This is a genomic window from Acidovorax sp. GW821-FHT10A04 (genome assembly GCF_059415825.1).
Genome location: NZ_JBWKNZ010000020.1, coordinates 80,868 through 100,653 on the forward strand (window position 1 = coordinate 80,868; position 19,786 = coordinate 100,653).

17 protein-coding genes and 1 pseudogene are annotated in these 19,786 nt (G+C 67.3%); 5 read left to right on the plus strand and 13 right to left on the minus strand.

Features of this window, described 5'->3' with window-relative positions; translation table 11 throughout:
* Positions 1 to 8 precede the first annotated feature (8 nt).
* The 6 genes and pseudogenes from AC07PF_RS30090 to phnE all read right to left on the minus strand — a co-directional run.
* Positions 9 to 986: a Bug family tripartite tricarboxylate transporter substrate binding protein gene (locus AC07PF_RS30090; RefSeq protein ID WP_494614351.1), complete on the minus strand. Its 978-nt coding sequence runs from the start codon at positions 984 to 986 to the stop codon at positions 9 to 11.
* Positions 987 to 1,067: 81 nt separating this feature from the next.
* Complete coding sequence (locus AC07PF_RS30095; RefSeq protein ID WP_494614386.1) at positions 1,068 to 2,426, minus strand: amidase; 1,359 nt, start codon at positions 2,424 to 2,426, stop codon at positions 1,068 to 1,070.
* 17 nt (positions 2,427 to 2,443) lie between these two features.
* A complete protein-coding gene (locus AC07PF_RS30100) occupies positions 2,444 to 3,130 on the minus strand; it encodes a DUF2848 domain-containing protein (RefSeq protein WP_494614352.1) in 687 nt (228 codons plus the stop codon).
* 696 nt (positions 3,131 to 3,826) lie between these two features.
* Positions 3,827 to 4,744: a LysR family transcriptional regulator gene (locus AC07PF_RS30105; RefSeq protein ID WP_494609751.1), complete on the minus strand. Its 918-nt coding sequence runs from the start codon at positions 4,742 to 4,744 to the stop codon at positions 3,827 to 3,829.
* 101 nt (positions 4,745 to 4,845) lie between these two features.
* Positions 4,846 to 5,496: a hypothetical protein gene (locus tag AC07PF_RS30110; RefSeq protein WP_494609750.1), complete on the minus strand. Its 651-nt coding sequence runs from the start codon at positions 5,494 to 5,496 to the stop codon at positions 4,846 to 4,848.
* A gap of 136 nt (positions 5,497 to 5,632) precedes the next feature.
* Positions 5,633 to 6,271: pseudogene (phnE, locus tag AC07PF_RS30115) on the minus strand (phosphonate ABC transporter, permease protein PhnE); the annotation flags it as partial.
* A 216-nt stretch (positions 6,272 to 6,487) separates the two neighbouring features.
* Here phnE and AC07PF_RS30120 point away from each other — a divergent pair.
* Complete coding sequence (locus AC07PF_RS30120) at positions 6,488 to 6,838, plus strand: sensor histidine kinase (protein WP_494614387.1); 351 nt, start codon at positions 6,488 to 6,490, stop codon at positions 6,836 to 6,838.
* Here AC07PF_RS30120 and AC07PF_RS30125 read toward each other — a convergent pair.
* Positions 6,835 to 7,668 (minus strand): sulfite exporter TauE/SafE family protein, encoded by an 834-nt coding sequence (locus AC07PF_RS30125; RefSeq protein WP_494614353.1) that lies wholly within the window; start codon positions 7,666 to 7,668, stop codon positions 6,835 to 6,837. The two genes, AC07PF_RS30120 and AC07PF_RS30125, sit on opposite strands and share 4 nt — an antisense overlap.
* Positions 7,669 to 7,871: 203 nt before the next feature.
* Between AC07PF_RS30125 and AC07PF_RS30130 the strand changes: the two genes are divergently transcribed.
* From AC07PF_RS30130 to AC07PF_RS30140, 3 genes are all read left to right on the plus strand, one after another.
* Positions 7,872 to 8,777 (plus strand): LysR family transcriptional regulator, encoded by a 906-nt coding sequence (locus AC07PF_RS30130; protein WP_007848440.1) that lies wholly within the window; start codon positions 7,872 to 7,874, stop codon positions 8,775 to 8,777.
* A complete protein-coding gene (locus AC07PF_RS30135) occupies positions 8,774 to 9,178 on the plus strand; it encodes an ester cyclase (RefSeq protein ID WP_494609746.1) in 405 nt (134 codons plus the stop codon). The genes AC07PF_RS30130 and AC07PF_RS30135 overlap by 4 nt, the downstream gene beginning before the upstream one ends.
* 68 nt (positions 9,179 to 9,246) lie before the next feature.
* On the plus strand, positions 9,247 to 10,446 hold the full coding sequence (locus tag AC07PF_RS30140; RefSeq protein ID WP_494614354.1) for a hypothetical protein: 1,200 nt from the start codon (positions 9,247 to 9,249) through the stop codon (positions 10,444 to 10,446).
* A 4-nt stretch (positions 10,447 to 10,450) separates the two neighbouring features.
* Here the strand turns inward: AC07PF_RS30140 and AC07PF_RS30145 are convergent, their stop codons facing one another.
* Positions 10,451 to 13,006 carry an ankyrin repeat domain-containing protein gene (locus tag AC07PF_RS30145; protein WP_494614355.1) on the minus strand — a complete coding sequence of 852 codons (2,556 nt, stop codon included), beginning with the start codon at positions 13,004 to 13,006 and terminating at the stop codon, positions 10,451 to 10,453.
* A gap of 107 nt (positions 13,007 to 13,113) precedes the next feature.
* Positions 13,114 to 13,746: a TetR/AcrR family transcriptional regulator gene (locus AC07PF_RS30150; RefSeq protein WP_494614356.1), complete on the minus strand. Its 633-nt coding sequence runs from the start codon at positions 13,744 to 13,746 to the stop codon at positions 13,114 to 13,116.
* 127 nt (positions 13,747 to 13,873) lie between these two features.
* Between AC07PF_RS30150 and AC07PF_RS30155 the strand changes: the two genes are divergently transcribed.
* Entirely contained in the window at positions 13,874 to 14,530 is a 657-nt protein-coding gene (locus AC07PF_RS30155; RefSeq protein ID WP_494614357.1) for an O-methyltransferase, read from the plus strand.
* A gap of 80 nt (positions 14,531 to 14,610) precedes the next feature.
* Here AC07PF_RS30155 and acnB read toward each other — a convergent pair whose 3' ends face one another.
* The 4 genes from acnB to tam form a co-directional block, all read right to left on the minus strand.
* A complete protein-coding gene (gene acnB, locus AC07PF_RS30160) occupies positions 14,611 to 17,196 on the minus strand; it encodes a bifunctional aconitate hydratase 2/2-methylisocitrate dehydratase (protein ID WP_494614358.1) in 2,586 nt (861 codons plus the stop codon).
* A gap of 93 nt (positions 17,197 to 17,289) precedes the next feature.
* Entirely contained in the window at positions 17,290 to 17,961 is a 672-nt protein-coding gene (locus AC07PF_RS30165) for a hypothetical protein (RefSeq protein WP_494614359.1), read from the minus strand.
* Positions 17,962 to 17,983: 22 nt separating this feature from the next.
* On the minus strand, positions 17,984 to 19,003 hold the full coding sequence (locus tag AC07PF_RS30170; protein WP_494614360.1) for an HpcH/HpaI aldolase/citrate lyase family protein: 1,020 nt from the start codon (positions 19,001 to 19,003) through the stop codon (positions 17,984 to 17,986).
* Positions 19,000 to 19,782 (minus strand): trans-aconitate 2-methyltransferase, encoded by a 783-nt coding sequence (gene tam / locus AC07PF_RS30175; RefSeq protein ID WP_494614361.1) that lies wholly within the window; start codon positions 19,780 to 19,782, stop codon positions 19,000 to 19,002. Before tam ends, AC07PF_RS30170 begins: the two co-directional genes overlap by 4 nt.
* Between the last annotated feature and the right edge of the window lie 4 nt (positions 19,783 to 19,786).

Below are 19,786 nucleotides of genomic sequence, written 5' to 3' on the forward strand. Positions count from 1 at the left end.
GCCCAAGCTTATTGAGGCGTAATGTTGTAGTCCTTGACGATCTTTGCGTAGAAATCGTAGTCCTGGCGCACAAAGGAAGAGAAGCCATTGACCGAGCCTCCGGTAATCCCCAGGCTGATCTCGGCAATCTGCTTCTTCATATCCGAGGTGTTGAGAATTTTCTGAACCTCCTGGTTCAGCCTGGTGACGATAGCCGGTGACGTGCCCGCAGGTGCCGCCAACCCCACCCAGGCGACGTACTTGTAGTTCGCAACACCCGCTTCCGCCAGCGTCGGCACGTCTGGCAACGTCGACAGGCGCTTGTCACCCGTCACCGCCAGCGCCCTGAGCTTGCCACTCTTGGCGACGGGGACCGCAGTGGGAGACGTCTCGAACATCAGGTCGATATGACCCGCCAAAAGGTCGGCCTGGGCAGGTGCTCCGCCCTTGTAGGCAATGCTGAGCATGTCGGTGCCGGTCATCCGCATGAACATCTGGGCAGAGATATCCTGCGGGCCGCCGACGCCCGAGTTTCCAACGGTCAGCTTGCCGGGGTTGGCCTTTGCGTAGGCCACCAGTTCCGCCACGTTCTTGAACGACCACTTCGGATGAACGATCAACACGTTCGGCTGATCGGCAATGTGGATGATCGGCGCAATGTCCTTCAAGGGGTCGTAGGGAAGCTTGGCGTAGATGTGCTTGCTGGAGGTCAACCCGGCATGGGCCAGAAGGAGGGTGTAGCCATCATTGGGCGCCTTGGCAACATAGTCGATGCCGATGTTTCCACTGGCTCCGGGCCGGTTGTCCACCACGACGGGCTGGCCCAAATTCTCGGACAGCTTTTGGCCCACGATCCGGGCGACCATGTCGTTGCTTCCGCCGGGTGGATATGCGACGACCAGCTTGATCGGTTTTGAGGGGTAGGCGTCCTGGGCGTTCGCGGTGGACGCCATGCAGGCAATACCTGCGATCACAAGCGCAATGGGGAGATGAAAGACGGTCTTCATAAATGGCTCCTGGGAGTTGACTCTGTTGATGCAAGGGGGATCGGTCGGCAAGGGGGGCGTGTTTCGATGCAGCGTCCTCCCTCAGTGCAAGACTGCTTCGATGGATGCGGCCCAGTCCAGGACCGCTGCGTCGCCCAAGGGCGGCCCCGCCAGGCTGAGCCCCACAGGAGCGGCGCCGGGTTCGTGGCAGGGCAAGGAGATCGCACAACCGTCCATGAAGTTGACGATGGACGGATTGCGCAGCATCAGCGCGTTGGATTCGAAATACATCGTTTCGCTGGCGACCAGGTCTGCAATGCCGGGAGCGATCGTCGGCACGGTAGGCATCAGCCAGCCGTCGAATCCGTCAAAACGCGCCGCGATTCGGCGCTGCCAGTCGGCGCGCCTGGCCAGCAGATCGATGTACGCCTGCGCGGAGATGTCACGACCGCGCAGGATGCGAGACAGCACGCGCGGGTCGTAGCTTGCGGCACGGCGGTCGATCAGTTGGGCATGCCAGGCCCAGGACTCTGCGGCACTGAAGCCACCTGCAGCGTTGATGCGGGCCAGCTCGCTGAATTCGGGCACGTCCAGGCTGACCACCTGCGCCCCCGCAGCCGAGATCCGGTCCAATGCGTGCCGAAACGAGGTGGCCACCACTGCGTCCATTCCGTCCTGCACCAGGGTCGTGGGCACTGCAAAACGGGCCTGCTTCAAGGAGGGTGTACGGGGTGTGTGGGACGCTCCGGAAAGTACCGCGTCCACCACGGCGCAGCCCTGCACGTCGGCAGCGAGCACGCCCACCGTGTCGAGCGCTGGCGACAGAGGAACAAGGCCTTCAGCCGAGATGCGCCGCGCCGTGGGTTTGAACCCGGTAATGCCACACAGCGCAGCAGGAATGCGCGCCGAGCCGCCCGTGTCACTGCCGACACTTGCCACACACATACCGTCTGTGACGGCGACCGCCGCACCCGAAGAAGAACCACCGGGAATGCGTTGCTCATGCCGTCGCCAGGGGTTCGCCGGTGTGCCGTGATGGGGGTTGATGCCCAGGCCGGAATAGGCAAACTCGGTCATGTTCGTCTTGCCCACCAGGACGGCGCCGGAGGCCAGCAAGCGCTGCACGACCGCAGCATCCCGCTCAGCCGCAGGGGCGTCGTGCAACACGACGGAGCCCGCCAGTGTGCGCGTCCCTGCCACGTCGAACAAATCCTTGATCGAGATGGGAACGCCTTCCAGCGGTGAGCGTTTCTGGCCCGCCGAACGCATGCTGTCGCTGACCTGTGCCATGCGCAACGCACGTTCTGCGAACACCTGGGTGAAGGTACGCGCGCCCTCTCCCGCCGGGTCGGCGATGTGATCCAGCGCCGATTCCGTCAGCGCGAGGGAACTGGTCTGGCCATTGTCCATGCCCGTACGGGCACCGTGAAGTGTGAGGGTGGGGTGTGGTTGTTGAGACATCGCGATGCCCTTGGCTGTCAGGCGATGACGGGCAGTGCCGTGCATCGGTAGGCGTGTGTGATGCGACGGTCCAGGCGGGCATCGAACAGTTCCATCCGGAAACTGGAGGAAGGCCGAACGCCGCCAATGGCGCCCAAGGTGCCGCAACTCATAGCAAAGCCTTCCGCTGGCGACGGATTGCTGGCCCCGTAACGTGCCAGCAGGTCCGCAGGATCGCGCAGCGCAGCCAGCGTACCTTCCTGGTACAGGCGGAACTCACCGGCTTCCTCAATCCACGAGCGCAGCACCAGATCGTCCCAGTGGTTCTGCACGTCGGCCAGGCGCCAAGCGTTGCGCGCCACCGGCTTCGGACAGATTTGCTTCGAGAGCGCAACGCTGTGGGCTTCGAGTGTCCGGTCCGTGTGGTCTGACGCCAGCGACACGAAGTATTCGCCTGCGTGGAAGAAGAGGAAAGGTTCCGCTTCGCCCGACGTTCCATCGCCCACCACTTGCACGGCGTCGGCCTGGCTCAACTGGTGGGCGGCCACCCGGTAGAAAAGCGGGACCGCACTGGGACGCGGTACGCCAATCGCTTCAAGTTCATGGATGTGGTGCTCAACGGCGTGTGCATCGCGACCGGTCCAGCCGGCAACGACCAGACAGTTGAACTCGACTTCGAGACGTCGATGGACATCCCGCCCCGGGAAATCAAAGGAAAGAGGCATGGCTAGGGTTTCTCTTTTAGAGATCAAACAAGAAGGGGCGACCGGGTGTCGAACGTTCGATCTCCTGCGCGAATTGCATGGAGTTTTCGACGTGGCCATTCGATGCGACGCAAGCGCGGGACAAGCCCCAACGGGCTGCCTCCAACACGCTTGCATGCGCGACCAACGAGAGGAGAAGCCGGGCGGCCGATGCGCAACACACTGCTGCAGTCTTCCCACCAAAGCTTCGGGCCATGAACGTCTCCTCGTTGTTGAGGCTGCAATGGTCGCAGTCGACATGGCGATGGCAAAACGGATTAAATCAATCGGCACCCATCAACGAAACTTCAGCAGTTCCGTGGTCCAGGGGCCTGGCCCGCAAGCGCACGAGTGGCTTCTTCGGACCTACAAACGGACTGCAACCGGCATGCGTCGTCGCTTGCGCTGCTGAAGTGAGGCGCCAGCCCAACCATGGCCCAGGTAGCCCTGTGCAGCGCGTGATCACCACCCGTGAAAGGCTTTGTCGTGACGCGCGATCAAGCCTCGGAAGAGCGTATGAATGCAGGCTTCGTCCTTCACCTCAGGAAGGTGCAATCCAGCCATCGAGTTGGCGGAACTCCTCCTGGATCGGATTGCGACCAGGCGCTTGGACATGCTGCGCCCGGAGGCGTTCAAACCTGCAACCAAAGCTTGGCGTGTGACGCAGGAGGCCTGAGTTCAGGGCGGCGTCGCGAGGGCATTGCGGGTCGATTGCGCGAAGCGGGTCGCATGTTGCAGTGCGCCCTCCACGACCACGTCTATCGCAGCCCAGGTGGCGTCACGCCGGTAGCTCAGAACGAGTTCGAGCGGGCGCAGGACGATGCTGGAAGCGACTTGCACCAGTTCACCACGCGCCACTTCGTCCTGCGTTACCGCGGGCGGCAATGTCGCCACGCCGAAGCCCTGCCGTGCGAGTTGCCGAAGCACGGAGATGGCCGTGACGCAATGCACCTGCCGCACCTTCTCGCCCGCAGTTTCCATATCCCGCAGCACGTTGGCGTGCGGCTGCGACCCGCGGGTGAAAGTGATCACCGGCAAGTCCAGCACCTGCTCCCACGGTGACTCGCCGATGGCCAGCGCGGCCTCCGGTCCGGCAAACCAGGCCATGGTCATCGCACCGAGGCTTCGGTTGACGATGTGTTCTTCGACCACCGCATCGGTCTGCAATGCGACATCCAGGCTGCCGCGAAGCAGATGTGCGTGCAGGTGCGATGTCGGCTCGATGGTCAGTTCGAGCGACAGCCGAGGGTGGGTGACAGCTAGCTCACGGACCATCGGTACGAGCCAGGAATGCGCGATCGATTCGATGCACCCGACACGTACCATGCCTTCCGCCTCGGAGCGGCCGGTCACCGACGCCTTCAATTCGCGCTCCAGCCGCAAAATCTGCTCGGCCTGCGCCAATGCCGTTCGCCCACAATCGGTCAATCGAACCTCGCGGCTGTCACGCTCGAACAGCTGGACGCCCAGCTCTTCCTCAAGCGCTGAGATGCGGTTGGAAATTGCCGCTTGCGTGACGTGCAGCTTGTCCGCCGCCGCTCGGAAGCTGCGCAGGCGGGCGACCCAGATCAAGGCATCCAGGAACCGAGTGTTCACGCTGACTCCTATCGTAGAGTTGACCGGCGACTTGCACCAGGAACGGATGAAAAGCGCTTGCATTCAGGCACGGCGTATCTCGTTCGGTCCCACGCGGGATGTCAATGCGGTGCTTGCACGAGATCAGCGGCGCGCACTTCGCGCATGAAATCGAAGGCATGGACTTGGGTGGAAGTCCCGAGGTCCAGGTGGCGCAGCATGGATACTACTTGTGCATGCGCTTCAGGCTGCAGAATTTCGGCAAACACCATCGGCGACAAGTTGCCGAAATCGCCACCAGGCAATGGTGTCGAGAGTTCGGCCACGGGCTCCAGCCAATGGAATCCAGCCACGCCCGCAAGCTTGCCCAGATTCGACAGGAGTTGGCCTTGCAGTTCTTGGGACAGGTTGAGCGGCAGTTCAAGGAGTATGCCGCCTTGTCCCGTGCCAACGCCACCCACATGCGGCACGCTGCAGACCCGCCGCATGGTGTCGCGCATGCGGGTGAACACTTGCTGGGACCATTCGGTCTGGTTGCGGAAAGCGAACTGGTACGCCGGTGACGAAAAGACATCCAGAGCGTCGGTACGGTACAGCGCCAGGTAGCGGCGCGGTCCCTGCCGGGAGCAGTAGCGTCGCGCCCACCGGAATCCGGGGATCAGAACGCGTTCGCGCAGATGCTCCGATTCATACCAGTGGTTCATGTCTGCCTCGTATTCGTGCTCTACGTTGGTCCAGATGAACAGCTCTCCGGGAAGTGACTTGATCTGCATGTGAGGAACTACAAATGGTGAGCGCCTGATGCTAGGCAGCGGCGTAGCCCATGCCAAACGAAGAATTCGATTCGCCAGCGATAGGAAAATCTTGTCGCGGCTGCGCCTCCCAAAGCAGGGATTCATTTGCCGTCGCTCACAGCACCCGCTTGCGGATCTGCACCACCACCACTTCCGCGATCAGCACCACCGCGAAGATGGCGAGCAGCACCAGGGCGACGCGGTTCCAGTGGAAGAGATTGAGCGCGGTGTCCAGCGCCATGCCGATGCCACCCGCGCCCACCAGCCCGAGCACGCCGGATTCGCGGATGTTGATGTCCCAGCGCAACAGAGCGACCGACCAGAAGGCTGGCTTGATCTGCGGCCAGTAGCCGTACCAGACCTGTGCCAGTGTGGAGGCACCCGCCGCCTGCAGCGCCTCGATCGGGCCGCGTGGCGTCTGTTCGATGGCTTCTGCAATGAGCTTGCCCACGAACCCCACCGAGCGCAGCGCAATGGCCAGCATGCCGGCCAGCGGCCCCGGCCCGAAGATGGCGACGAACAGCAGCGCCCACACCAGCGAGTTCACCGAGCGGCTCGATACGAGCAGCACGCGGGCGATGAAGCTCAGCGTCCGGTTGCGCGTGAGGTTGGACGCCATCAGCAGCCCCAGCGGAATGGCCAGTGGCAGCGACAGCAGCGTGCCCAGCGTGGGCATGTGCAGCGTTTCCACCAGCGCAGCGTGGATGGTGTCGGGGGAATGGCCCCAGTCGACCGGCCACATGCGGCTGAGCAGGTCGCCACCTCGCGCCGCGCCACGCGGCTGGCCGAACAGCTGCTCTCGCTGGCGCGGGCGCAACAGACCGAATCGCTCACTGCGGTACAGAACGAGGCATTCGACCTGGGTGAACTGGTGAGCGAGATCGCCATCGACCTGTCGCCCCTCATCGCCCGCAAGCACCTCGACTTTCAGCTGGACGCCAGGCCCTTCGTGATGGAGAGCCAGCGCTGGATGGTGCGCGAGGTCCTTGCGAACCTGCTGCGCAACGCCATTGAATTCACGCCCGGGCAGGGCCAGCTCGGCGTGCGCATCGAGGCCATGGAGCAAGGCGGCGTGCGCCTCATCGTGTGGGACACCGGGCCCGGCATGTCGCCCGGGATGCAGGCCATGGCGTTTACACCATTCGCCCGTGAGCCCTCGGCCCGGCCCAGCAGCGGCGCGGGGCTGGGGCTGGCCATCTGTGCGGACCTGGCGCGCACCATTGGTGCAGAACTCAAGCTGGGCAACCGGGTTGACGGCGAACGGGTTCTGGGGCTGGACGTGGAGTTTGCCTGGCGCCACGTGGTACCGGGTCACAACTAGCCCGCCCCCTCCCGCGCCATGCGCAGCGCCCCCTCGCTCTCGCCGCCATGCGACGAGAAGCCGTGCCAGGCCAGCGCATCCGCCACCATGTAGATCCCCAGCGCCAGCAGCCCCACCATCAGGCAGCGCCGGAACCACACGGCCGACAGGCGCTGCCGGATGCGGGTGCCCAGGGCCATGCCCAGCAGCGCGGGCAGCAGCATCCAGGCCGAGAGCACGAGGGCAGCGGCGGGGTAGCTGGCATTGAGCGCCAGGCCGCCGGCCAGCGCGATGGTGGACACGGTGAAGCAGATGCCCATGGCCTGCACCAGCGCATCGCGCTGCAGCGCCAGGGCTTGAAGGTAAGGCACCGCGGGCACCACGAAGACACCGGTGGCGGCCGTGACCCAGCCGGTGGCAAAGCCGACCACGGGGGACAACCAGCGCTCGGCCCGGGGCGGCACCGACAGGCGCGCACCCACCAGGCCCCAGCAGCCATAGGCGATGAGCGCCCCGCCCAGCAGCGCGCGCGACCAGGCACCGGCTGGCGCACCCAGCACCCAGGCCCCGAGCCAGGTGCCCGCGCAGATGCCCAGCTGCATGCCGCCCAGGCGGCGCAGCAGCGGCAACACGCTGGCCCAGGGGCGCAGTTGCCAGACATTGGTGATGAGCGAGGGCACGACCAGCAGGGCCGCGGCCTCGGCCGGCGCCATGAGCATGGCCAGCAGGGCCATGGAGACGGTGGGCAGCCCCAGGCCGACGATGCCCTTCACCCCACCGGCCATCAGAAAGACCGCACCGGCCCCCGCGAGCCAGGCCCAGGAGTGGGCGCCGAACAGGCCGGTCACCATGGCTGGCGCCCCGGCTTGCGGGCCTGGCATATAGGACAATTTTGAAATTGTGCTGAACTCATCGTGGGTGCTCCGTGCGGTACCTGCCAGGTACGGCAGGTGGACGGATGCCATTCTTGGCAAGGCGGGCCCTGCTGGAAATGCGGAATGCGGTGCACCCAGCCTCAGGCTGGGCCGAAGGCTGTTGTGGTACGTTGTGGCCCATGCGCTTTGACCTGACCGATCTGCGGCTGTTTTTGAACGTGCACGAGGCCGGCACCATCACCGGCGGTGCCGAGCGCAGCCACATGGCGCTGGCCTCGGCCAGCGAGCGCATCCGTGGCATGGAGGATGCGCTGGGCGTGCCCCTGCTGCTGCGCGCGCAGCGCGGTGTGGAGCCAACGCCCGCGGGCCACACCCTGCTGCACCATGCGCGGCTGGTGCTGCAGCAGATGGAGCAGTTGCGCGGCGACCTGGGCGAGTACGGCGCGGGCCTGGCGGGCCATGTGCGCGTGCTGTGCAACAGCTCGGCGCTGAGCGAATACCTGCCGCAGGCGATAGCGGGCTTTCTCGCGCGGCATCCGCGCATTTCGGTGGACGTAGAGGAGCGCTCCAGCCAGGAGGTGGCCGATGCGGTGCGCGCAGGCCTGTGCGACATGGGCCTGGTGTCCGACGCGGTGGACCTCGAAGGTCTGGCCACCCAGGTGCTGCGGCCCGACCCGCTGGTGCTGGTGGTACCGCAGGGCCACGAGCTGGCCGCGCGCCGCAGCGTGGCGCTGGCCGAGGTGGCGCACCTGGACTTCATCGGCCTGGCCGAAGGCAGCGCGCTGCAGGCCCTGGTGGTGCGCCACGCCCAGCGCCAGGGGCAACGGCTGCGCTACCGGGTGCGGCTGCGCCAGTTCGAGGCCGTGTGCCAGCTGGTGGGCCTGGGGGTGGGCGTGGGCATACTGCCCCGCGCGGCGGCGGTGCGCCATGCCCGCGCGCAGCATGTGAAGGCCGTGCGCCTGACCGATGCCTGGGCGAATCGGCAACTGGTGCTGTGCCTGCGCGACCTGAATGCCCTGCCCCAGCATGCCCAGCAACTGGTACAACACCTGACCTTGCAAGAAACACCACCTGCCGCACCATGACGACGAATGCCACCGACCTGGAAGGCGTGTACCGCGCCTACATCGCCTGCCTGAACGCACAGCGCTGGGAGGAGCTGCAGCACTACGTGCATGCCGAGGCGTCGCACAACGCACGCCACCTGGGCGTGGCGGGCTACCGCGCCATGCTGGAGCAGGACTACCGCGACATCCCCGACCTGCAGTTCCACATCGCCCAGCTGGTGGCCGATGCCGGACCTCTGCAGGGAAACGTGGCGGCGCGGCTGCAGTTCGATTGCACGCCGGCGGGCGAGTTTCTGGGCCTGCCGGTGAACGGGCAGCGCGTGCAGTTCACCGAGAACGTGTTCTATACCTTCCGCGATGGCAAGATCGCCGAGGTGTGGTCGGTGATCGACAAGGCGGCGATCGAATCGCAGCTTTGATTCTTGGCCGCAGTGCGACACCCCACATCCAGTGGTAAAACCGCTCCACCCTGTTTCACACCCGCACCATGAGCTACGACCTTCGTGTTTGGGAACCACCCGCCGGCCAGGCCACCCCGGCCTCGTTCGAGGCAGCGCTGCGCAGCTGGTTCGAGCTGGAGCTTGTAGAGCCCGGGCCCAACCCGAAATTCGCGGCCCTGGCCGCGCAGATGGCAGCGTACAAGGACTACGGTGACGCGCCCTGGGTCGGCGATCCGGTGGCGGATGCCAAGGCCTGCCGCAAGGGGGTGTGGACCTTCCAGCTGCCTGCGGACAACCGCATGCAGTTGCTGGTGGCCGTGGTGAGGCGGGCCAATGCGCTGGGCCTGACGGTGCTGGACGACCAGCTGGGGCTGGCGCTGGCCGCGCCCAACCAGGTGCTGCCGCCGGAGCGCACCGACTTCTGGAAAGAGGCGATGCAGGTTCTGGAAGGGGCGCCCCGGGGCACTGCTGGCGCCCCCGCCCCCACGCCCAGGCCGCCACCCCCGCCCGCTGCAGCGCCCGTGCCGGCGCCGGCCCCCATGACCATGGCTCTGGTGTCGGCGCGCGACGAGATGCGCGCCGTGCTCGCCTCGCTGTTGCCGCAGCACGGTTTCATCTCGCCGCGGGTGGCGCTGGATCTGCCGTACTACCGCGCCCAGGCGGAGGCGACCTATTTCCGAACCACCCCGGCGGGGGGCCAGGGCGTGGTGCTGCTGACGTCGACGACCAACCAACTGCCTTGCCTCACCATCGACGTGAACGTGTTCAGCGAAGAGATCGCCAACATCCTGCGGGCCGTGTTTCCCGAGCACGACGAGATGTTCTTTAGGCGCCAGCTGAATTTTCACGTCGGGATTTTCCATGGCGTCCCTGGCTATGTCCCCATCCGGTCCACGGCAGACCTGCAGCGCATGGTGCAGGAGGTGCAAGACCCTGTGGGCCCCATCCTCGAGATGACCCGCACGCCACAAGGCATGCACGCCATCATGGCGGGCACCACCGTGTTCCCCCTGCCCCCCGGCAATCGCCAGGGCCACAAGTCGCTGGCCGAGCACGCCCAGCAGAACTTCGGCTACGCCGCGCTGGTCAGTGCCTGGCTGTACGGCGGTGACCAGTTCCAGGCCATGGCCCAAAAGAAGCGGGAGACCGAAGAACGCCTGGCACCTGCCGCCAAGAAAGACGCGGTGCTGGCACGGGTGGAGCGGTTGTTGGCCTACCTGCGTGCGCAGGTGAAGCGAAAAGCCTAGGCCTTCAGCGCGCCCGCTCCAGCAGCCACTGCTCGGCCTCGCCCTGCTGCTTGAAGCGCGCCCAGTCGAGTGCGGTCTTGCCATGGGCGTCCTTGCGCGCCAGGTCGATGCCCCTGGCGGCAAACCACTGCAGCGCCTGCACCCGGCCCCGGCCGGCGGCCAGCATGGTCGGCGTCTCCCCCCGGCTGGCCAATGCGGGTTCATCCAGCGGCTGGCCCTGCGCAGCCAGCCATTCCAGGCAGGCGATGCAGCCGCTTTGGGCCGCCATGTGCACGGGGCCCCAGTCCCAGCGGTTGCGGGCCGACAGGCCGGCCCCGGCCAGCACCAGGCGCTGGGCCGCCGCCAGGTGGCCGCCGTAGAAGGCGCGCAGCAGCGCGGTGTCGCCGCGCTCGCTGTCCTTTTGCGTCTGGCGCAGGTCGGGTTGGGCACCGGCTGCGAGCAGGGCTTCGATGTGCTCCAGCTGGCCCCGGTGGGCGGCGAGCATGAGCACGCTGGAGCCGTTGGGCGCCAGCAGATCGGGGTTGGCACCGGCCGCCAGCGCGGCGCGCAGGGCGGCGGCGTCGCCCGCGTTCTGGGCATCGAGCAGGCGGCCGTCCACGGCGGAGTACGACACGGCGGGCGCCGTCGCCTCTGCCGCTGGCGCGCGGCGCGCGGTGCCCGCCACCTTGGGCCCCACGACCCACCAGGCCACCAGGGCCAGCACCAGCAGCGCGCCCCAGGCCGGGCGGGCATGTTGGGCCCGCGCAGGCCGCTGCATGCCGGCCGCAAAGCGGCCACGCCGGTGCGCCCAGGCCTGGGCCAGTGAATGGCCCAGCGCCGTGGCCGCCGCCTCGCCGCCCAGGCCGGGGGTCAGCCGCACCAGCGTGTCGCCAGCCCCGCGCGCATACACGGCGTGGTAGCGGTGCTCGCTGGCGCCGCTGCCCGTGGCGTACAGCAGCTTGTGCACCAGGGTGCGGCTGGCATCGCCGGGCACGGTGTCGGCGCGCGACCAGAGCCAGGAGTGGCGGCGTGCGGTGATGCCGCCGTCCTGTACGGTCAAGGTCCAGCGGCGGGTGGCGGCATGCAGGGCCAACGCGGCCAGGCCGATCCAGGCGCCCGCCGCGAAGAACCCGTGGGGCAGCACCAGGCCCTGTGCGCCCAGGCGCCCGTTGATGGCTGCCTCCAGCGCCAAGCCGGCCAGCACCAGGCCGGCGGCCCAGCGCCAGCCACTTTGGCTGAATTCGTAGGTCCATGCCTCTCGGGTCTCCTGCAGCGTGACCGCCGGGGGCAAAGGCAGGGGGCCTTCGTCCACGTCCTCGGCTTCGCCCAGGGGCGCAATGGGCACCACCTGCTTCCAGGCCGCGCGCCGGTCGAAGCGGTCGGGCAGTTCGTCGCCCCCGCCGAAGCCGCGCGGTGCGGCCTGCACGGGCAGGTCGTAGGTCAGCTCCACCGAGCCGTCCGGCCCGTGCAGCAGCTCCAGCCGCCAGTCCACCCGCTCGCCCGAGCGCTGGGCGCCATGCGGGGGCGCATCGGCCGGCAGCTCGAAGCGCGCCACCAGCCGCAGCCCGCCATCTGCGGTGCGCTGCATGCGCGCCGCTTCGGTGAAGGACTCGACGCAGCGCTCGGGCGAGCCGGAGCTCGATTCGTCCACCCGGTACTGGGCCAGGCGCAGCTGCGGGCGGTGGTCCTGCTGGTGGGCGGCAGCGCGCTCGGGCAGCAGCAGCGTCAGCTCCACCGGGTGGCCGGCGCGCGGCTGGGACGGCAGCGCCGAGAGCGCCGCGCCCGCATAGCGCCAGGCCAGGCGCGTCTGGTGCAGCGCCAGGCCGATCAGGCCCACGCCCACCATGACGAAGATGGAGATGAAGGCCTTGGCGTACCAGGGGGCGCTGCCGCTGGTCCACAGCAGGGCGGCCATGGGGAAGGCGATGCCGCACCAGAAGACGGTGAAGAACCAGATGGCGCCCGCCGACTTGCTGGCCGCGCCCTTTTGCAGTGGCTTGGGCGAAACGCCCTGCGCTGCCTCCTCCTTCCTGCCGCCCCCGCCCAGCAGGATATGCACGAAGAACCAGCCCGCCACCAGCCCCACGCCGGTGAAGACCAGGGCAAAGGGCACGCGGAACATCTGCAGCCCCCAGCGGATGGAAGGGTCGATGAGGGCCTGCGCGGGCGCCTGCGGGTTGACCATGATGGTGATGGGATGCCCACGGTACTGGGCGCTTTGCAGCAGCCCGTGCCAGTGCTGGTGCCAGTCGCCGATGTTGTCGGCACCGGCCTCGGGGTCGAGCCCCACCCGGGTGCCCTCGTACTGCCGGCCCGCGAATTCGTAGCGGTAGCGGGCGTGCACCCGGTAGGTGGTGCCGTCGCTGGACGTGTGGCGCTTGAGCTCGGTGCCCAGCACCTGGGCCGCCACCGGCTGCCAGCTGCGCACCTCCAGCGCCGCCCGGAGCGTCTGCGCCAGGGGCTGGATCCCCGCGAAGTAGCCGCCCAGGCCAAAGGCCGCTGCGAAGAGCCCGCTGAACAGCAGCATCCCCAGGCGCTTGCCCAGGGTGTCTATCTCTTCGGGGTTGTTCTCTCTTGCCATGGATGTCCCTCCATTTCTTTTTGTTGTTGTTATGGGCGAAGAATGCAGGCCAATCATGACAATTGCATGACAAACCGGTGGCGGCTGTGTTGCAAATACGTTGCAGCTCAGCCCTGCTGCAGCGCCTGCAGGTAGGCGCAGAACATGTCGGCCATGGCGTCGGCATAGGCGGTCATCTCGGCCTCGGTGCGCGGGCTGGCAGAGAAGCGGCTGCCCAGGGCGGCCATGGTTTCGGTGACCATGTCGCCCGCCAGCGCGCGCTGCGCGGCGGGAACCTCGGGCAACAGCTCCTGCATGAAGGCCTCGATGATGCCGTCGGCATTGGCACGCACGGCCTGCGCTTCGGGCGCATCGCGGTACAGCGGGGCCGCGTCGTGCAGGGCGCTGCGCATGCCGGCCTCCTCGCACTCCGAGCGAATGAAGGCATGCACCAGCGTGCGCACGCGCGCCAGCGGGGGCTGGCTGGCATCGGTAAGGATGCTGCGCAGCATGTCCTGCGTCTGCTGCCATTCGTCGGCCTGCAGGCGGAACAGGATGGCCGCCTTGTTCGGGAAGTACTGGTAGACCGAGCCGACGCTGACGCCGGCCTTCTCGGCCACGCGGGCGGTGGTGAAGCGCGCCGCCCCTTCCTTGGCCAGAACCTGAACAGCGGCCTCCAGGATGGCGGCCACGAGCCCGGCAGAACGGGCCTGCTGGGGCTGCTTTCTCGAGGAGATCTGGGGACGGCGGGGTTCGGTCATGGGGATCCAAAAGGGCGGCAGCGAATGCGACTGGTGAATGCGACGAATTCATCGCATACTCAAAACGCGACGAATTGATCGCATTCTAAGGGAGTGCCCACCAGGCGCTTCGATCCAGGACAAGTCCATGAACACACTGAACACCCTTCCCCTGGCGCCCCTGCTGGAGCGCCTGTTCGAGCAGGCCGATGCGGCCACCAGCCCGGCACTGGCCGGCATCTCGCGCGAAGAGCGCGAGCGCCTGATGCACAGCAAGACCGAGTACCTCGATTTCTACAGCCGCATCAAGGACCTGTGGCTGCCGGTGTCGCGCAGCACGGGCACCCTGCTCTACTTGCTGGCGCGCAGCACGGGCGCGCACCATATCGTCGAGTTCGGCACCTCGTTCGGCATCTCCACCCTGCACCTGGCCGCGGCGCTGCGCGACAACGGCGGCGGGCGTCTTGTCACCAGCGAGTTCGAACCGAACAAGGTGGCCCGGGCGCGCGAGCACTTGGCCCAGGGCGGCCTGGACGACCTGGTCGAGGTGCGCGAGGGCGATGCCCTGCACACCCTGGCCAGCGGCCTGCCCGAGGCCATCGACCTGCTGCTGCTCGATGGCGCCAAGGCCCTGTACGCCGACGTGCTGGCGCTGGTGGAGCCCCGCCTGCGCCCGGGCGCGCTGATCGTGGCCGACAACGCCGACTTCAGCCCCGACTACCTGGCGCGCGTGCGTGCGCCGGGCAGCGGCTACCTGAGCGTGCCCTTTGCCGGCGATGTGGAGCTGTCGATGCGGCTGGGCTGAGCGGGCAGGCAAAGAAAAAGCGGCCCCGCGGGGCCGCTTTTTCTTGGGAAGGACCGGTCAACGGTCCCTCAGGGTGCCTATCAGGCGGCCACGCCGTCTGCCACGTCCTTGAACTCGGCGATCTTGTCGAAGTTCAGGTATTGGTAGATCTTGTCGCCGTTCTGGTTGATGACACCGATGTCGGCCAGGTACTCTTCCTTGGAAGGAATGCGGCCCAGCTTGGAGCAGATGGCCGAGAGTTCGGCCGAGCCCAGGTAGACGTTGGTGTTCTTGCCCAGGCGGTTGGGGAAGTTGCGGGTGCTGGTGGACATCACGGTGGCGCCCTCCTTCACCTGGGCCTGGTTGCCCATGCACAGCGAGCAGCCGGGCATTTCCATGCGGGCACCGGCCGCGCCGAACACGCCGTAGTGGCCTTCTTCGGTGAGCTGGTGCGCGTCCATCTTCGTGGGCGGGGCCATCCACAGCTTGACGGGGATGTCCTTCTTGCCTTCGAGCAGCTTGGAGGCTGCGCGGAAGTGGCCGATGTTGGTCATGCACGAACCGATGAACACTTCGTCGATCGCGGCGCCGGCCACGTCCGACAGCGTCTTGGCGTCATCGGGGTCGTTGGGGCAGCAGACGATGGGTTCGGTGATCTCGGCCAGGTCGATCTCGATGATTTCGGCGTAGTCGGCGTTCTCATCGGGGGCCAGCAGCTGGGGATTGGCCAGCCAAGCTTCCATGGCCTTGATGCGGCGGCCGATGGTGCGTGGATCGGCGTAGCCCTGGGCGATCATGTTCTTGAGCAGCACGATGTTCGAGTTGATGTACTCGATCACGGGTTCCTTGTTCAGGCGCACCGTGCAGCCGGCGGCAGAGCGCTCGGCCGACGCGTCGGACAGCTCGAACGCCTGCTCGACCTTCATGTCCGGCAGGCCTTCGATTTCCAGGATGCGGCCCGAGAAGATGTTCTTCTTGCCCTGCTTGGCCACGGTCAGGTGGCCGGCCTTGATGGCGTACAGCGGAATCGCGTGCACCAGGTCGCGCAGCGTGACGCCGGGCTGCATCTTGCCCTTGAAGCGCACCAGCACCGATTCAGGCATATCGAGGGGCATCACGCCCGTGGCGGCAGCGAACGCCACCAGGCCGGAGCCGGCGGGGAAGCTGATGCCGATGGGGAAGCGGGTGTGCGAGTCGCCGCCCGTGCCCACGGTGTCGGGCAGCAGCATGCGGTTGAGCCAGCTGTGGATGATGCCGTCGCCGGGCTTGAGCGAGATGCCGCCGCGCGTGCTGATGAAGTCGGGCAGCTCGTGGTGCATCTTCACGTCCACGGGCTTGGGGTAAGCGGCCGTGTGGCAGAAGGACTGCATCACCAGGTCGGAGCTGAAGCCCAGGCAGGCCAGGTCCTTCAGTTCGTCGCGGGTCATGGGGCCGGTGGTGTCCTGCGAGCCGACCGAGGTCATGCGTGGCTCGCAGTACGTGCCGGGCACCACGCCCAGGCCTTCGGGCAGGCCGCAGGCGCGGCCGACCATCTTCTGCGCCAGGGTGAAGCCCTTGCCGGTAGCGGCAGGCACCTGGGGCAGGCGGAACAGGGTGGAAGGCGCCAGGCCCAGGGCCTCGCGGGCCTTGGCCGTGAGGCCGCGGCCGATGATCAGCGGAATGCGGCCACCGGCGCGCACTTCGTCGAACAGCACTTCGCTCTTGACGGTGAACTCGGCGATGACCTGGCCGTCCTTCAGTGCCTTGCCGGCATAGGGCAGCAGCTCGATCTCGTCGCCCATGTTCATCTGGCTCACGTCCAGCTCGATGGGCAGAGCGCCGGCATCTTCCATGGTGTTGTAGAAGATGGGAGCGATCTTGCTGCCCAGGCACACGCCGCCAAAGCGCTTGTTGGGCACGAACGGGATGTCTTCGCCCGTGAACCACAGCACGCTGTTGGTGGCCGACTTGCGGCTGGAGCCGGTGCCGACCACGTCGCCCACGTAGGCCACCAGGTTGCCACGGGCGCGCAGGTCTTCGATGAACTTGATGGGGCCGCGCTTGCCGTCTTCTTCGGGCGTGATGCCGTCGCGCTTGTTCTTGAGCATGGCCAGCGCATGCAGCGGGATGTCGGGGCGGCTCCAGGCGTCGGGCGCGGGCGACAGGTCGTCGGTGTTGGTTTCGCCGGTGACCTTGAGCACGGTGAGCTTGATGCTCTGGGGCACTTCGGGGCGGCTGGTGAACCACTCGGCGTCGGCCCAGCTTTGCAGCACGGACTTGGCGAAGGTGTTGCCCTTGTCGGCCTTTTCCTTGACGTCATGGAACTGGTCGAACATCAAGAGCGTCTTCTTGAGCGCTTCGGCGGCGACGGAGGCCACGGCCGCATCGTCCAGCAGGTCGATCAGGGGGGTGAGGTTGTAGCCGCCCAGCATGGTGCCCAGGAGCTGCGTGGCGCGCTCGCGGCCGATCAGCGTGCAAACTTCGGTACCGTGGGCCACGGCGGCCAGGTAGCTGGCCTTGACCTTGGCGGCGTCGTCCACGCCGGCTGGCACGCGGTGCGTGATCAGGTCCACCAGCGTGGCCTCTTCACCAGCGGGCGGGTTCTTGAGCAGTTCGATCAGCTCGCCGGTCTGCTTGGCCGTCAGGGGCAGCGGTGGGATGCCCAGCGCGGCGCGCTCGGCCACATGGTCACGGTAGGCTTTCAACATCATTTTTCTCCGGTTGCGTTCTAAAGTGGGGTGGTTGCGCCGGGGCTGCAAGGGCCATGCGGCGCGGGGGTACCGTGTCTCGTCGGGTTCTGGTTATTTGGTGGTGGCAGTGGCCGTGGCGGCAGGCGCGGGGTCGAACACGCTCTGGGGCGGCGCCTTCTTGGCGGCCTCGGCCACCAGGGTCTGCTCGGCGCTCATGCACTCGTCGGCCAGGCGCTGGCCGAGCTTCTGGTTCATGAGCATGGACTTGTTGGCGATCTGCAGCCACACGGCGCCGCCCTTCTGGTCTTCCAGGCGCACGGCACCGGTGCTGGTGACCACGGGAGTCATGTGGTACTTGAAGCCCTTGCCCTCGATGTGAAAGCGCCCGGGGATGGCGGGATCGGCCGTCACGTTGACGAAGGCGCCCAGCTCGCAGGCAATGCGGCCGGTGTGCACCTTCTGGGCAATGGCCTGTTCTTCGGGGCTCAGCGCGGCATCGGCCGCGATGAGGCCGGACGCCACCTGGTTGGCCGCTGTGTTCAGCTGCTGGCGGCTGCTGGTGGGCTCTGCCTTGGCGGTCTTCTTGGCAGGGGCCTTGTCCTTGGCCTCGGCGGTCTTGGCCGCGGGCTTGGCGGCCGGCTTGGCTGCAGCCGTGTCCTTCTTGGGAGCGGCTTCTTTCTTCGCAGCGGGCGCGCTCTTCTTGGCGGGCTCTGCAGCGGCCTGCGCCAGGGCAAGGCCAGGGGCCACCAGCATCAGGGCGGACGTGAGAATCAGTGATTTCATGGGGAGAGTCCTGCTTAAGGTTTCAAGCGTGGTGGGGAGCGGGGGAAGCAGCAAACCAGTGGGCTACTTGGGGCGGCAGTGCGCGCCCGGTCTGGTGGGCGCGTTCGAGCACCTGCCAGTAGTAGCGGTAGCTGGCGCGGTCGTGCAGGGTGCCATCGTGGCTGATGGGCGCCCAGTCGGCCTGCGCCGCGGAAACAGTGATGCGGGCGGCCACGTCGATCTCGTCCTGCTGCGGCGCGAAGGCCTGCAGGATGGGGCGGATCTGGCCGGGGTGGATGCTCCACATGCGGGTGTAGCCAAGCTCCTGCGAGGCGCGGGTGGCGGCGGCCTGCATGGCAGCGGTGTCGGAAAACTCGGTGACCACGCAGTGCGATGGCACCTTGCCGTGCGCGTGGCAGGCGGCGGCGATCTCGAGCTTGGCGCGCACCACCAGCGGGTGCTCGAACTGGCCGCGCGAGCCCATGGCCGACGCGGGGATGGCCCCGCCGTGCGCGGAGACAAAATCCATGAGCCCGAAGCTGATGCTCTGCACGCGCGGGTGCGCGGCGATCTCGAAGGCGCGGTGCACGGCGGCGGGCGATTCGATCAGCACGTGCAGCGGCAGGTGGCCGGCCGATGCGGCGAGCAGCGCCTTCTCGGCGTGCAGCACGTCGTCCACCGACTCGACCTTGGGCACCATGATGTGCGACAGGCGGTGGCCAGCCTCGCCGGCAATGGTGGCCATGTCGTTGGCAAAGGCGGCGTGGTCCACGGTGTGTACGCGGGCGGCCACGCGCGCGCCATCAGCGGCGCCCAGCACCAGCGACGCGACCAGGGCGGCGTGCTCGCGCTCCTGGCCCACGGGGGCGCCGTCTTCGCAGTCCAGGGTGACGTCGAAGACGCAGTGGCCGAACTCGGCGCTCATCTCGGCCTGCAGCTGCAGGCTCTTTTTCATGCGCGCTTCCACGCCGCTGTAGTGGTCGCAGACGGGCAGGCGCACAGCGGCCGCCTGGGCGCCCAACAATACGCTGGCAGGGTGTGCGGGTGCGGACACGGTGCTCATGATGGACGGCGCTGCGCAACGATGAACATGCGCGGAAAGGCCAGCAGGCGGTTGCCGTCGCTGCGCTCGGGGTAGGCCTCGGCGATGCGGCGCTCGTACTCGGCCAGGAAACTGGCGCGCAGGGCGTCGTCCGGCAGCGCGTCGAGGAAGGGGCGCAGGCCGGTGCTGCGCAGCCAGTCGACGATGGAGCCGGCCGTGGGCATGACGTGCTGGTAGACGGTGTGCCACACGTCCACCAGGGCGGCCTCCCTGGCCAGCATGTCGTAGTAGCCGGCGATGGTGGCCAGTTCGGTGCGCACGCTGTCGGCATCGCCGATGGGCTCGCGCCAGGGCGACTGCCCGGCGATGTCGCGCATCAGGCGGTGCGAGGGTTGTTGCCGGTTGTCGGGCATCTGGATGGCCAGCACGCCGCCGGGGGCGAGCAGGCTGAACAACCGGGGAACCAGGGTTTCGTGCCCCGCCACCCATTGCAGGGCAGCGTTGGCGTAAATCAGGTCGGGTGCCACGGTGGGCACCCAGGTGGCGATGTCGCCTTGTTCGAAGGCCGTGCCGGGCAGGCGCTCGCGCGCGCTGGCCAGCATGGCCGCCGAGGTGTCGATGCCGGTGACCTGCGCCTTTGGAAAGCGCCGCACCAGCAGCTCGGTGGAATTGCCCGGCCCGCAGCCCAGGTCCACCACATGGGTGGCCTCTGCCAGGGGCACACGCGCCAGCAGCTCATCGGCCGGGCGCGTGCGCTCGTCCTCGAAGCGGCGGTAGAGCGCGGGGTTCCAGTCGGCCATGAAG